Annotated in this window: 9 protein-coding genes and 1 pseudogene; 8 read left to right on the top strand and 2 right to left on the bottom strand. The window is 61.0% G+C overall.

The window, feature by feature from the left end:
- Positions 1–519 precede the first annotated feature (519 nt).
- The 7 genes from sfnG to F758_RS0113700 all read left to right on the top strand — a co-directional run bounded on the left by sfnG (position 520) and on the right by F758_RS0113700 (position 7,967).
- Entirely contained in the window at positions 520–1,626 is a 1,107-nt protein-coding gene (gene sfnG, locus F758_RS0113730; protein ID WP_024508405.1) for a dimethylsulfone monooxygenase SfnG, read from the top strand.
- Between the two features lie 25 nt (positions 1,627–1,651).
- A complete protein-coding gene (locus F758_RS0113725) occupies positions 1,652–2,557 on the top strand; it encodes an ABC transporter ATP-binding protein (RefSeq protein WP_198026491.1) in 906 nt (301 codons plus the stop codon).
- Positions 2,557–3,447 carry a branched-chain amino acid ABC transporter permease gene (locus tag F758_RS0113720; RefSeq protein WP_024508403.1) on the top strand — a complete coding sequence of 297 codons (891 nt, stop codon included), beginning with the start codon at positions 2,557–2,559 and terminating at the stop codon, positions 3,445–3,447. The genes F758_RS0113725 and F758_RS0113720 overlap by 1 nt, the downstream gene beginning before the upstream one ends.
- 39 nt (positions 3,448–3,486) lie before the next feature.
- Entirely contained in the window at positions 3,487–4,512 is a 1,026-nt protein-coding gene (locus F758_RS0113715) for a branched-chain amino acid ABC transporter permease (RefSeq protein ID WP_502689151.1), read from the top strand.
- Positions 4,513–4,540: 28 nt separating this feature from the next.
- Positions 4,541–5,869 carry an ABC transporter substrate-binding protein gene (locus F758_RS0113710; protein ID WP_024508401.1) on the top strand — a complete coding sequence of 443 codons (1,329 nt, stop codon included), beginning with the start codon at positions 4,541–4,543 and terminating at the stop codon, positions 5,867–5,869.
- A 63-nt stretch (positions 5,870–5,932) separates the two neighbouring features.
- Entirely contained in the window at positions 5,933–6,736 is an 804-nt protein-coding gene (locus F758_RS0113705) for an ABC transporter ATP-binding protein (RefSeq protein WP_035721922.1), read from the top strand.
- 73 nt (positions 6,737–6,809) lie between these two features.
- Positions 6,810–7,967: an acyl-CoA dehydrogenase family protein gene (locus F758_RS0113700; protein WP_349542720.1), complete on the top strand. Its 1,158-nt coding sequence runs from the start codon at positions 6,810–6,812 to the stop codon at positions 7,965–7,967.
- Between the two features lie 474 nt (positions 7,968–8,441).
- Here the strand turns inward: F758_RS0113700 and F758_RS46465 are convergent, their stop codons facing one another.
- Positions 8,442–9,602: a Fic family protein gene (locus tag F758_RS46465; RefSeq protein ID WP_502689150.1), complete on the bottom strand. Its 1,161-nt coding sequence runs from the start codon at positions 9,600–9,602 to the stop codon at positions 8,442–8,444.
- A 234-nt stretch (positions 9,603–9,836) separates the two neighbouring features.
- Between F758_RS46465 and F758_RS47660 the strand changes: the two are divergent.
- A pseudogene (locus F758_RS47660) lies at positions 9,837–10,022 on the top strand (transposase); the annotation flags it as partial.
- A 213-nt stretch (positions 10,023–10,235) separates the two neighbouring features.
- Here the strand turns inward: F758_RS47660 and F758_RS0113690 are convergent.
- A complete protein-coding gene (locus tag F758_RS0113690) occupies positions 10,236–13,682 on the bottom strand; it encodes a hypothetical protein (protein WP_157449994.1) in 3,447 nt (1,148 codons plus the stop codon).
- Positions 13,683–13,758 lie beyond the last annotated feature (76 nt).

Raw genomic sequence — 13,758 nt, 5'->3', positions numbered from 1 at the left:
TTGCAGGAGCGATTCCGTAGAAGAGATGACTAACGGAGCTCGACGGCTTTCGCAAAGGCTGTCGCGAATGAGACGTTTTAGCTGCGCGGCAACAAACAAGCCATCAGCCGTGAATCAAGAAAAACGAGTTTTCTCGACGCGACGAAAAAGAGTTTGTCTTTGACTCGCGCGTGCGCTGTTTCTCTGAGACTATTGGCCATCGATCAATAGTGCTTGAGAGAGGGGAGCGCTGATGATTTGCGATGATCTCGTCGACGAGGCCGGAAGCGCCGGCACGCACAGAACCTTGCGTCGGGGGGGCCATGCGGCACTCTGTTGACGACATCGATCCTACGTCATTGCACTGGCACTAGAGATCGCCAAGACCTCTGCAACTCATAGAAATCTACAACTCATAGCCTAGCGTCCGGACCGTTGCAGGAGCGCGCTCGCTCGCCTCAAGCAGGGCGAACTCACTGTGCTGCCTGCTTCAATCCGTCCGCGGGTTTTATCGCAACCTGATTCACGTGAGGAGATAGCATGACCACGACCAATGATCCCATTAAATTCGCGTACTGGGTCCCGAATGTATCCGGCGGCTTGGTTATTTCCTCGATCGAGCAGCGCACGGGCTGGGACATCGACTACAACCGCAAGCTCGCCCAGATCGCGGAGAACGCAGGGTTCGAATACGCCCTGAGCCAGATCCGTTTCACCGCGGGTTACGGCGCCGACAAGCAGCACGAATCTGTCAGCTTCTCGCATGCGCTTCTTGCGGCGACCGAAAGGCTCAATGTGATCGCTGCGATCCTTCCGGGGCCGTGGAATCCGGCTCTGGCTGCCAAGCAGATTGCCACGATCAGCCAACTGACCAATGGCCGCGTGGCCGTCAATATCGTCTCGGGCTGGTTCCGCGGCGAATTCCACGCCATCGGCGAGCCGTGGCTCGATCATGACGAGCGCTATCGCCGCTCGGAAGAGTTCATCAATGCGCTCAGAGGGATATGGAGTCAGGAGAGCTTCACCCTAAATGGCGACTTCTATCGATTTCGCGGCTATTCGCTCAAGCCCAAGCCGCTCGATCCTCAGCCGGAGATTTTTCAGGGCGGCTCCTCGCGCGCCGCGCGCGACATGGCGGCGCGGGTGTCCGACTGGTACTTCACCAACGGCAACACGCCGGACGGTTTGAGGGCGCAGGTCGAAGACATCAGAGTCAAGGAAAAGACCTTCGGCAAGAGCTGGCGAACCAAGATCGGCATCAATGCATTCGGCATCGTCAGGCAAACCGAAAATGAAGCCAAGGATGTGCTGCAGGAGATCCTGGACAAGGCCATCCCGGAAGCGGTGGGCGGCTTCCATCACGAGGTCCAAAACGCCGGCAATGCCAGCCCCGAGCGCGAGGGCAACTGGGCCAAGTCCACCTTCCAGGACCTCGTCCAATACAATGACGGCTTCCGCTCGAACCTGATCGGCACGCCGCAGCAGGTCGCCGAGCGCATCATTGAGCTCAAGCACGCCGGCGCCGACCTGATCCTGCTCGGCTTCCTGCATTTCCAGGAAGAGGTCGACTATTTCGGAAAGCACGTGATCCCGTTGGTCCGCGAGCTCGAAGCCCGCAGCGCGCCACGTGCTCAGGCGGCGGAATAGGCGGGAGGGGCAGCCGATGAGGGTGATGGCGACTGCGGGCAATGAAGCCCTCATCGCGACGCGTGCGCGTGCCACCGAGGCGGCGCGGCAGGCGGGAGGCGCGCCTGCTGCTGCGGACTCGGCGCGCGTCGCCGACACTGGCGTGCCGGTGCTGGCACTGCAGGGTATCTCGCTGAGCTTTGGCGGGGTGACGGCGCTCGAGCGCATCGATCTCAGTGTCGCGAAAGGGGAAATCCGCGCCATCATCGGTCCCAACGGTGCGGGAAAGAGCTCGCTGCTCAACGTGGTGAGCGGGCTTTACCGTCCTGATCAGGGCATGGTGCGGCTCGGCAGCGAACGCTTCACGCATGTGCCGGCCGTGCGCCTCGCAGCACTCGGCGTGGCGCGTACATTCCAGAACCTCGCGCTTTTCAAGGGCCTGCGGGTGCTTGACAACGTGGTGATGGGCCTCGTCGCTCGCCGGCGGAGCGGCTTCGTGCGACAAATCCTGTCGACGCCGCTGGCACGTCGCGAGGAGATCGAAGCGTGCGCCGCCGCTGAGGAGGCGATCGCGTTCCTTCACCTCGATGCGGTAAAGCATCAGCTCGCGGGCGGGCTGCCCTACGGAATCCAGAAACGTGTCGAGCTCGCAAGAGCCCTGGTCGCGCGGCCGCAGTTGTTGCTGCTAGACGAGCCGTTCGCCGGCGTGACGGTCGGCGAGAAGCAGGAATTGGCAACGCATGTGCGCAATGCGCGCGATGCCTATGGCACCACCATCGTCCTTATCGAGCACGACATCGGCATCGTGATGGGCCTATCCGATCGCGTCGCGGTTCTCGACTACGGCCGCAAGATTGCCGACGGCGTGCCTGCCGAGGTGCGGTCCGACCAGGCCGTGATCGATGCCTATCTCGGCGTGGCCCATGAGGGCGAGACGGAGCTCGTGATCTGATGTTCGAGTTCCAGTTCTTCGTCGAGGTTCTCGTCGGCGGATTGTTGTCCGGCGTGATGTACTCGCTGGTCGCGATCGGCTTCGTGCTGATCTACAAGACCTCCGGCGTCCTGAACTTCGCGCAGGGCGCGATGCTGTTGTTTGCGGCGCTCACCTTCGTGAGCTTGGTCGAGCGCGGCGTGCCGTTCTGGTTCGCCATCGGGGCCACGCTGGTGGTCATGGTGGCGCTTGGTGTTGCAGTCGAGCGCGTGGTGCTGCGGCCGCTGGTCAACCAGTCGCCGATGACGCTGTTCATGGCGACCCTCGGCCTCTCCTATGTGATCGAGGGTGTGGCCCAACTTTTGTGGGGCACCCAGGTCCATGGCCTCGATCTCGGCATCGATGATGTTCCGTTCGAGGTCGGCGGCGTCTTGATCAGCCAGTTCGACCTGTTCGCCGCCGCAACCGCGGGCGCGCTGGTCGCGGGCTTTGCGCTGTTCTTTCGCCACACCCGAACTGGGCTTGCGTTCCGCGCGGTCGCCGATGATCAGTTCGCCGCGCTGGCGGTGGGGCTGCGGCTGTCGCGCGTGTGGGCCGCAGTGTGGACTGCGGCGGGCACCGTCGCGCTGGTCGCGGGCCTGCTGTGGGGCGCGCGTCTCGGCGTGCAGTACTCGCTTTCGCTGGTCGTGCTCAAGGCGCTGCCGGTGCTGATGCTCGGCGGCTTCGACTCGGTGGCAGGCGCCATCGTCGGGGGCCTCTTGATTGGGGCGATCGAGAAGCTGGCCGAGATTTATGTCGGCCCATTGTTCGGTGGCGGCATCGAGGCGTGGGCCGCGTATGTGGTGGCGCTGACTTTCCTCCTGCTGCGTCCCTCGGGGCTGTTTGGCCACAAACTGGTGGAAAGAGTCTGACCAGTGACGACACTCGCTCGTTCCGCTGTTTCGCGCGGGATCACGCCAGGCCGTGTCGGCCTCGTGGCCATGCTGATCGCCGCCTACGGACTCGTTCCATTCGTCGGCAGCGATTACGTGCTCGACGCGCTGCTGACGCCATTTCTCGCCCTTGCGCTCGCTGCGTTGGGGCTCAATCTGCTCACCGGCTATGCCGGGCTGGTTTCGCTTGGGTCGTCCGCTTTTCTCGCGGTTGGCGCTTACGCTGCTTTCAATTGCAATGTGAGATTGCAGGAACTGCCGCTGCTCGCCAGCATCGTAGCCGCGGGCCTGGTCGCCGCCGCGGTGGGGATCGTCTTCGGTCTGCCCAGCCTGCGGCTGCGCGGCTTCTATCTCGCGGTCTCGACGCTGGCGGCGCAGTTCTTTGTGCAATGGGCGCTGACCAAGTTCGGCTGGTTCTCGAACAACAATCCATCCGGTGTGATCGACGCGCCGGCGCTCACTCTCTCTGGCCTGACGTTCTCAAGCGCCGTCGGGCGCTACGTGGTCTCCTTGACGGTCGTCGTTGTGGCGACGCTGCTCGCGGCCCGCTTGCTCCGCTCGCAGGTCGGGCGGAACTTCATCGCACTGCGTGACCATGAGATCGCGGCCAAGGTGATCGGCGTGCCGCTGTTGCGCACGAAGCTGCTGGCGTTCGGCGTCTCGTCGTTTCTGATCGGTATCGCCGGCGTCCTGTGGGCCTTCGCCTATCTGCGCACCGTGGAGCCCGCAGGCTTCAACCTCGACCGCTCCTTCGAGATTCTGTTCATAATCATCATCGGCGGCCCGGCCTCGATCCGCGGCGCATTTCTCGGCGCTGCATTCATGGTCGTGTTGCCGCTTCTGCTTTCGCGGCTCGGCGCCGCGCTGCTCGGCGACGTGTTCGATTCCGGCGTGCTGGAGATGAGTCAGCGCATCGTCATCGGCGCCCTGATCGCCGGCATTTTGATCGCTGAGCCACGCGGCTTGATTTCGCTCGTCGATCGCCTCGCAGACAGGATCCGTCATCGATTGTCCCGTCCACTGCGCAATCCGACCCAGCCCTAAATGTCTCCTGAATGAAAGGAAATGCCCTATGCTTATATCTAAATCCCTTCGAACTGCTGCACTCGCAGCGGCCATCGCCTTCGGCGCTGCGCTGCCGGTTCATGCCGACGAGCAGTTCTTTCCGCTGCAGAGCTATCGGGTCGGTCCGTACGCGGCTGGCGGCACTGGCTTCTTCGGCGGCTTCATCGACTATCTCAACCTGATCAATATCCGCGACGGCGGCGTCAATGGCGTCAAGCTGACTTGGGAGGAAGGTGAGACGCAGTACGAGGTCGAGCGCGGCCTCGAGGTCTATGAGCGGCTGAAAAACCATCCGGGCGTCGCGGCCTGGAATCCGCTTTCGGTCGGAATTGCTTACGCGATGATCGATCGCATCACCAAGGACAAGGTGCCGCTGATCACCATCAATCACGGGCGGACCGATTCGACCGACGGCCGCGTGTTTCCCTACGTGTTTCCGCTGCTGCTCAACCCCTACAGCGAGACGTCCGGCATCGTGAACTACATCGCCTCGCGCGAGGGCGGTGCCGACAAGCTCAAGGGCAAGAAGATCGTCGTGCTCTATCACGGTTCGCCCTACGGCAAGGAGACCATTCCGATTTACAAGCTGCTCGCCGACAAATACGGCTTTTCCCTCGAGCAGATCGAGGTGCCGCATCCAGGCAATGAGCAGCAGTCGCAGTGGCTGTCGATCCGCCGTGCCAAGCCCGACTACGTCGTCTTGCGCGGCTGGGGCGTGATGAATCCGGTGGCGCTGAAGACCGCGCAGAAGGTCGGTTTCCCGATCGATCACATCATCGGCAATGTGTGGTCGAATTCGGAAGAGGACGTCATTCCCGCGGGCGAGGCTGCCAAGGGCTATGTCGCGATCACGACCCAGGCCTCGGGCGCCGAATTTCCTGTGCTGCAGGAGATCATCAAGACCGTCTACGGCGCGGGCAAGGGCAATCTCGATGACAAGAAGCGGATCGGCAGCGTCTATCACAACCTCGGCATCGTCAACGGCATTCTTAATGTCGAGGCCATCCGGATCGCACAGCAGAAGTTCGGTAAGCGCACGCTGACGGGCGACGAGGTGCGTTGGGGCTTCGAGCATCTGCAGCTCGATCCGACACGGGTCCAGGCCCTCGGCGCCAAGGGGCTGTTCCATTCCATCAACGTGACCTGGGACAATCACGAGGGCGATGGTCGCGTGACCTTCCAGCAGTGGGATGGCACCAAGTGGAAGGCGGTGTCGGACTGGATCGCGCCGGACTGGGCCTTCCTGCGTCCGATCATCGAGAAGTCGGCCGCGGCATACGCGGCCGAGCACAACATCAAGGTCCGCACCTCCGACGACACTGCACTCAGCCAGTAGCGGACCCGACGCGACCGGGAGCCGGCGCGCCGGCTCCCGGTCCACTACATCCGGAGCATCGTCATGGGCGATCATCTTCTCATTCTCGAAGGCCTGGCTGCGACCTACAACCACGCCGTTCGCGCACTGTCCGACATCTCGCTCACGGTCGGCCGCGGCGAGGTCGTGGCCCTGCTCGGCGCCAATGGCGCCGGCAAATCGACCACGCTCAAGGCGATCTCAAATCTGCTGCATGCTGAGCGTGCGCAGCTCAGCCGCGGACGTATCGTGTTCGATGGGCGCGATACCGCCGCGCTTGCGCCGGCTGAGCTGGTGCGTCTGGGTCTCGTCCCGGTGCTGGAGGGCCGCCACTGCTTTCGCGCGCTTAGCGTGGAGGAGAACCTCGTCGCCGGCGGCATCGGAGGCGGCTTGTCGCGCCGCGCGATCACCAGAGGACTTGAACGGGTCTACACTTTATTTCCGCGCCTGAAGGAGCGCCGGCGGTCTGCCTCGGGCCTCACATCGGGCGGCGAACAGCAGATGACCGCGATCGGTCGCGCATTGATGTCGCGCCCACGGCTCCTGGTGCTGGACGAACCGTCGATGGGACTTGCGCCGCTCGTGGTCGAGAAGATCTTCCGCACCCTAAAGCGGCTCAATGTCGAGGAAGGATTGTCGATCCTGGTCGCCGAGCAGAACTCGACGGTGGCGCTGCGCTACGCCAATCGGGCTGCCGTGCTCGAAGCTGGGGTGACGGCGCTGTCAGGCGACGCGGCGGATCTGCGCGGGCGTGCAGAGATCAGGGCGCTCTATCTCGGCAGTCCCGGGGAGAGCGCGGCACACTTGGCCGCGTTGCGCGGTCCGTCACCGGCCAATGGCGACACTTGAACAATATTTTTCGAAGGACTCAGAGGAGGATACCGTGAGCAAAACCAATCTCGCACGTGCCGCACAGGACGACATCTATTCCAGTCTCGACCACGCAATTGAATCGACGGTCAAGCTAAATGCCGAGCGTAACGACCTCGAAGGGCGGTTTCCGAGAGACAATTTCCAGGCCCTGGCGGCGGCCGGATGGACCGGCGTTCTCAACGAGCCGCGTTTCGGCGGGCTCGGATTGGGCCATGGCGACTTCGCGGAGGCGGCCTACCGGATCGGTCAGCATGATGCGTCGATGGGCCTTATTTACGTCATGCATGTCGGTGCCGCGCAGACCATCAACCTGTTCGGCAATGACGATCAGAAGGAGCGTTGGCTAAAGGCGAAGGGCCGCACCCTGCTCGGGACTTATTCGACCAGCGAGCGGGCCTCGGGCGGACATTGGTGGTACAACTTCTCGGAAGCGTCGCGTGACGGTGAGAACTATGTCGTCAACGCCGAGAAATCCTTCACGACGAGTTCGGGTCAGGCCGACTTTTATCTGGTGCAGACGCGCTCTCCCGGCGCCAAGGACCAGACCGACATCTCCTTCTTCATTGTCGACGGCAAGGCGGCCGGAATTGAAGCGGGACCTTGGGACGCGCTCGGTGTGCGCGGCAATCACTCCGGGCCGATCCGCTACACGGATGTCAAGGTTCCAAGGCGCGACCGGCTCGGCGCCGAAGGGCAGGGCAAGGAGATCATCTATGATGGCGTCTCACCGGTTTACCTGATCGGTCTCGGTGCGGTGTGGGAAGGTGTGGCACGTGGCGCGCTCAATGCGGCGGTGGCGCACACGTCGAGATTCGTTCATAAGGACAAGAACAAGAGCCTGTCGGATTATCAGGCGATTCGCCAGGAGCTCGGCGCTGCAAAGGTGCTGGTTGAAACCTTGCGTCCGTGGCGCAAGGAGCTCGCCGCCAGGTTGGATGAGCTGTGGCGCGCCGGCAAGCCCCAGAGCGAGATCCTGATTCCGCTGACGGAGTTCAAGGTGCATGCCGCCGAAGTCGCCAACAAGGTGGCGGCAGCGGCGCTGACCGTGACCGGCGGTTACGGCTATCGGCGCGGGCCGATCGAACGCTCGTTCCGTGACGCCCGCGCCGCCATCGCCATGGGCCCGTCCAACGTGATCGCGCGGGACTGGATCGGGAAGTCGCTGGTGGGGCTGCCGCTCGAGCTGTTCTACGAGGGCGGGGAATAGGTGCAGCTCGGCGGCGGTGCGATCCCCGCACTTCCAGAGCAGGAGAACACCGTCGCTTTGCAATGCAGCCTTGGGGGAACAGTTGCACAGAGTCGCTCTCGCCGGGAAAGCGGAGTCGAGCTTGCGTTGCATCGATGATATCCCGATCTACGTCCGAGGCGGAATATCATGACCCGCGCGTGGGGACCGCCGGCAGTAGCTTCCGAGCGTAAAAGCAGCTCACCAATGTAATGTGTGGATCGGACCCTGTATCTCGGCCGGCTCTAACTGTTCGAGCTGCCAACTGGTCTGATCTGTCCCTACGCTCCCGACGTCATGAGGGGGCGACGCGATCGAGGGCCGACGTGTCCATCGCAAGGGCGGACTTCGGGGAGAGAAGCTAAAAATCGACACCGGCGGACGGGACCACACTGGATCAAGCGCGCCTACGAAATACGTCGACGTTTCTCAGGCGCAACCATCCGGCCCCGGCATTTAGCTCCGGTCACGGCGCCTTGGAGCCAGCCGATATCTCGTCGGGTCGGCTTGTTCGGGAAGAAGAGGCTCTTCGCCGTAAGGGCGGTTGATGATGCTGAGCGCTTCGGAAGCAGCGTACACGCGGTTGCGCGCGTACCCGGTTCGCTCTTCCAGAATGCCGGCCTCTTCCAGTTGGGCGATGGCCTGATGGACTTGTGGGGGGCTGATCTGGAGAAGTTCGCCGAGCCGCTTAGCTGTCACGACCGGATAATTGTGAAGTTCGTCGAGAGCGCGCATGGCCGCCGATCCCTTGCGGAACTTGCGGCGCTCGCGCCAGAGTTCGGATAATTTGGTTAGCGCCTCGCGCGTCCGAATGAGTTCGTCGACCGTGCCGCTGACAGCGTCGGCCATAAAGGTGATGATGGGCTGCCAATCGAGACGTTGCTGAGCATCCTTGAGTGAATCATAGTACGTGCCCTTTTTGCTCTCGATGTAAGGCGAAAGGTACAAAGGAACGTGCTTCTCGGCCGCCATCATGAGGGGAAGAAGGAGACGACCGACACGGCCGTTGCCATCACGGAAAGGATGAACTGCCTCGAAATGAGTGTGCGCGATTGCCATGCGCGTGATGAAGCCTTGAGTCACCTGCTGCATCCCCTCATTCCGGAGATAATCGACGGTCTGGGCGAGACAGTCGGGGACGTCGACAGGAGGCGGAGGGTTCAGGCTGGAGTAGGCGATGTCTCCTTTTCCGCCGATCCACACGACGCGCCTGCGCAGTTCGCCGGGAACGTCTTGGTAATCCGGATCGTCTTTCATCACCGCGCGGTGGAGATCCTTGATCAGGTCCATCGTGAAGACGCCGTACCCGTCTTTGGCAGCCACCGGAATGAACCCGTCCAGCGCGAGGGCATAGTTGCGCACTTGGCGCGCTATGTCCCTGGCATCGTCATTCCCCGTTTCCTCGATGGAAAGCAGTTCGTCGAGAGTGCTCTGGGTCCCTTCGATTGACGACGAACTGACGGCCTCGCGTCTGGTCAGGATCCGGCTGGCGATGTAGGGGTCCTTCATCTGGGCGGCGATGGCATCGACCTTTCCGAACGCGGCTTGGGCTGCATCCAGGGCTTTCGTCGCTCCGGCAACCGATACGCCGTCTTCGGGTGGAGGCGGGGGGACGATCCCGTAATGGGAATCTTATCGGGGCGGAAGCCGCTTCAGGGTTTCCCGGATTGTGTGGCCGAGATCGCTGCGCCTCATGAAAAACCAAAGCTGGTGCGAGATATCCCATTTATAATTAGGTTTTCTGAAGAATACCACAATAAGGCGCGATCTCGCAGTGATCATGGTAGGGTTCCGTATGCGCGCTGAGTTTCCGTCGAATACGTGCGCTATGACGGCAAGCGCGTGATCTAAACCAACACGGTCGAAGGCTACTATTCGTCTTCAAGCGCGGGATCAAAGGCGTCTACCGGCATTGCGGCGAGAAGCACCTGCACCGCTATCTCTCAGAATTTGACTTCTGTTACAGCAACCGCGCTGCGCTTGGCATCGAGGACGGGAAGGGCAGACCTTGCCATTAAGGGCGCGGCGGCAAAGTGACGTTCACGCGAACGACTTTCGGCTGATCGTTCCTCACAGAAACTAAAATTGCCACGCCAGAGCGATTCTCCAGATGCTTCATTTCGAGGCCATGGACAGCCAACTCCGATGTTCTTTGCTGTTGTCGACACAGGTGATCCCTTAGCAAACGATCACAGGTGATGTACCCGGCGTTCACGCCGGGCAGCGGTACGAACGATAAGCGGAAATGCGTCAGCGCGCCTTGCTCTCCGCGCTAGTGGCCGCCAGACCGGATGCTGTCGAAGCCGGCAGCCCGAGTGCTTCCTCCAGATCAGACAATTCTTCCTTGTTGCCGCAATTTCCCAGAATGCCCTCAAATCTGGCGCGGGTCCGATCGGAGAGAACCCAGCCGAGCGGCGGATTCAGGGATTGCTCGCACATTGCCATGTGGGAGAAATGCGGAGCGTAGTTGCCGCTGCTTACTGTGGGTCCGGTCTCGTCCGATGGGCCACCGGCCGTCCTCCGGTTCAGTGCATTTTGCATCGCCTGTTCGACCTTGTTTTTTCCCTGGCAAATCGATGCGGCAAGTTCCTCTGCCGCGATTGTACCGTGGGCCTGCCGGACTGACATAATGCCGACCAGAGGCGCGCTCAGTTCGTTTGCATAGGAAAAAACGAAGCCTTCTCCCTCATTTGCGTGCCCGTCTTTGGGATCGATCAATTTAAGGTAGTTGGCTGGATCCGTCGGCTTGGATGCAGTCGCATCCCCTGAGGTCGGATCCTTCGCGAACATTCCTGCGAAAGTATGCCTAAGCTGACCAAAACGATTCGGCTCGGCAGCAGTGGAATCAGGCGTGGACGGTCCGACGGTGGAGACGAAGCATCCGTCTTCCTTGACCCGGGCCCGCACAAGCGTTCGATCTTCCTTCAGCGTGGGATCGCTGCTAATTTGCAAGACGATCAACTTGATCTTGTTCCTGTGACCCGGCTTCCCGTATTCAGGATCGATCGCTTCGATTGCCTTGCGCGCGAGCTCGAGTGCGGTTTCGGCGCCATAATTCTCGAAATAGCCGCCATCAATGACGTAGCCCCTGTTGTGCTGCGATTCTGTAGCGCTCTGCGCGTTGATGAGACTTCCAGCCGGCGAAACATAGGTGAACCGGGCGCTGTTGTGAGCGGCGGTGCTCAGCCGCACGTCGGAATTGAGAACCTGTAATGCGTCATAGCTGTCGATAAAGGTGTCGCGTTCAACCTTGATATGGCTGGTGATCATACGCCGGCCGGTTTCCTGATGCGTCGCATTGAGGAGCAGGGCAGGCCGCCAGGACGACAGCGCATTGTCCCCACCGCCGATAGCGGGAAAGAAGCTGAGGAATTTGTGGGCAACCAGACCTTCATTGTCGTGTTCGGTTTGGCTTGCGAGTTCGAAGCCGCGCTCAAGCGCCTTGCCACGATCGATTTGGCCGAAGTCAGGCAACATATTGGAGGGTCCGTCGATGAAGATCAGGCTTGCGAGCCCCGGTGCCAGGAAATCCTCCTTCAGATAATTGGTGGGCTTTATCGTCGTGCCATAGACCTCATGATCGTGCACGGCCGCAGCGTATGCTGCAGCGCCCACGCTGCCGCCGGAAACGCCGCTGATGGCGAAGAGAAGGTTACGCATCAGGCTTTCGTTGGCATGGCCAGGGAGTGCAGAAAGGTCCTTTTCAAGCCTCTCGAGGATTGTCGCCGTCCAGTATGCAGCGCGGATGCCGCCTCCAGCCGTTGCAACAATCAGCATTGGAACCGGTTCGTCGGGGCCTACGGAAGGAATTTCATGGTAAGCGCGCTCAGCCTGAGCGTACCAGGCACGAGCGGCCTCCGAGACGGTGGGGCGTTGCTCCGGTGCTGCAACGGCGACCCAGCGTTTGTCTTTGTCTAACCATGGTACCGCGGTGCATTCATTTGTCTCACAGAGTCTCACCCGGTGAAACGATTGCTTCCACGATGCCAGGAAGGCGGGGATCACTAGGAAGCAGACAAACACAACGCCGACAGCGCGAGGTCCAAATGCAAAGCGTTTGCCACCATAGCTCACCAAACGGGTCGCCATCAGGTCGAGCAAACTGGTGAGGGCGAGGAAGGATCCAAACGCAAAACAGGCGACGTTGAGAGAGCCGAAGAACTGTCCGACGCTCATCGGGCGGAACCAGATCGCGATCGTGCCGGCGAGCATGATCAATCCGAGAGCGATGGTCCAGTTTCTGGTCGTGTTCTCCTCTACCTGATTGTCGTCTTGGCGAGCTTTCTGGTCCGCTCCCTTGCCCAGTGGAGCCTTTTTCCGCATCAGACTCATCGCTACGAGGAACGAGACGGCGGATGCGACGATCGATAGTGTGCCCCAGAAAAAGCCCGAAGGCACCTTTTCAGTCGCCCACGCATAGGTGAGCACGGCGAAGACGAGCAGCTCTACCGCTCCCACAAAACGGGTCCGTACGCGGCCCAATCGCTTTTGCTCCTCATCGCTGCGTTCAGACCAAAAGCCGGAATCCGCAGACCAGACGAGAACCGTCGTCAGCAGAATAGCCAGCGGGCCGACCGCGACTTCCACCTGTCCCTTTATATCAGGCTGCTTCAAAGCTGCAGCTGAAAGACTCAAGGCTGCAAGAAAGTGTGCGAGGACGCCGACCACTCGCGGTCCCCAGAAGAGCAGCACCTGATCCTTCTCAGGTTCGGGAAACGCCCTGCTGAGCCCAATCCTTGCGGATAACCAGTTGTTAAGGGCCCAATAGACAAGGATGGGCCAAAGACAGAGTGCCTTTACGACCGCCTTGAGGTTTCCGTCCATGACGCCGACACCGAGTTCGCTTCCCTGGTCATTAGCGAACAGCAAGTAGGCGGCAACCGCGATAACTATGATCGGCAACCACATTGCCGCGAGGATTCGGCCGAACTGGCCACGAGCGCGGTCGGCAACAAATCTGACGCCGATCAGCGACGCGTAGATCTCGATCGCGACGAAGCCCAAATTCGCAACGAGTGAGAGTACCCACCATCTAAACCCGAACCAACTCGGTACGCTGAAACCAAGCCAAATGGCCGCTGCGATGACGAGACGATAAGCCAGAGAGTCGTAGTGCAGGGCGTATTGGAGGAACTCAGCTATGCTGCCTCTACACTCGCCACCTGGAGAGCCGATCAAAATTCGGACAAGCAGAGGAACGGGAGCGCGAGGCGCTAGAGGCTTCGGCCAGAATTCGGGGCTCGGGCGAAGACCCTCGGTGAACTTGGTGCCTTCACCGATCTCTTCGAACATGAAAAGCAGCTTCGGCTGATTGTCCGCGTCAATGATGGGGCCAAATGTCAGCTTGGCCTGATGAGGCCCATTGAGAGGGTCGGGAGCGAGTTTGCTCGCATCGTCCTTGTCTTGGCACCAAAGCACGGCATATCGGCCGTCCGGCGGCAGTGGCCTCTCGCGCTCGTCTCTTGCCGCGCGGGAAGCGGCTAGGCAATCCTCCCAGATTTCGTGGCTTTGCTGTACGAGACGGTCTGGTGCGGGGTCAGGAAAGCCCTGACCCTTAACGGCGTATATCAATTTAGCCAGCGCCGTTCGGACCCGGGCCAAAGTCTCCCGGCTATTGTCCCCCGCGCGCCAGTCTTTGGTGAGAGCAAGCAAGATTCGGGGGCAATCTGAAAATGAAAAAACTGCAGGATCATCCATGTCGGACCTCCTGAACAAAACGTCTTACAACTTAAACTCTAGGTCATGTTCTCTGATCAGGCAGCAACGGTCTCTG

This window comes from Bradyrhizobium sp. ARR65 (assembly GCF_000472385.1).
Taxonomy (GTDB): domain Bacteria; phylum Pseudomonadota; class Alphaproteobacteria; order Rhizobiales; family Xanthobacteraceae; genus Bradyrhizobium.
Note: the sequence above shows the minus strand (reverse complement) of the source record. Positions and strands in the feature narration are given on the sequence as shown.

Excerpts from the sequence above, each read along its gene's own strand:
- sfnG (WP_024508405.1), top strand. The coding sequence starts at position 520 with ATGACCACGACCAATGATCCCATTAAATTCGCGTACTGGGTCCCGAAT.
- F758_RS0113705 (WP_035721922.1), top strand. The coding sequence starts at position 5,933 with ATGGGCGATCATCTTCTCATTCTCGAAGGCCTGGCTGCGACCTACAAC.
- F758_RS0113690 (WP_157449994.1), bottom strand. The coding sequence starts at position 13,682 with ATGGATGATCCTGCAGTTTTTTCATTTTCAGATTGCCCCCGAATCTTG.
- F758_RS0113720 (WP_024508403.1), top strand. The coding sequence starts at position 2,557 with ATGTTCGAGTTCCAGTTCTTCGTCGAGGTTCTCGTCGGCGGATTGTTG.
- F758_RS0113710 (WP_024508401.1), top strand. The coding sequence starts at position 4,541 with ATGCTTATATCTAAATCCCTTCGAACTGCTGCACTCGCAGCGGCCATC.
- F758_RS0113725 (WP_198026491.1), top strand. The coding sequence starts at position 1,652 with ATGGCGACTGCGGGCAATGAAGCCCTCATCGCGACGCGTGCGCGTGCC.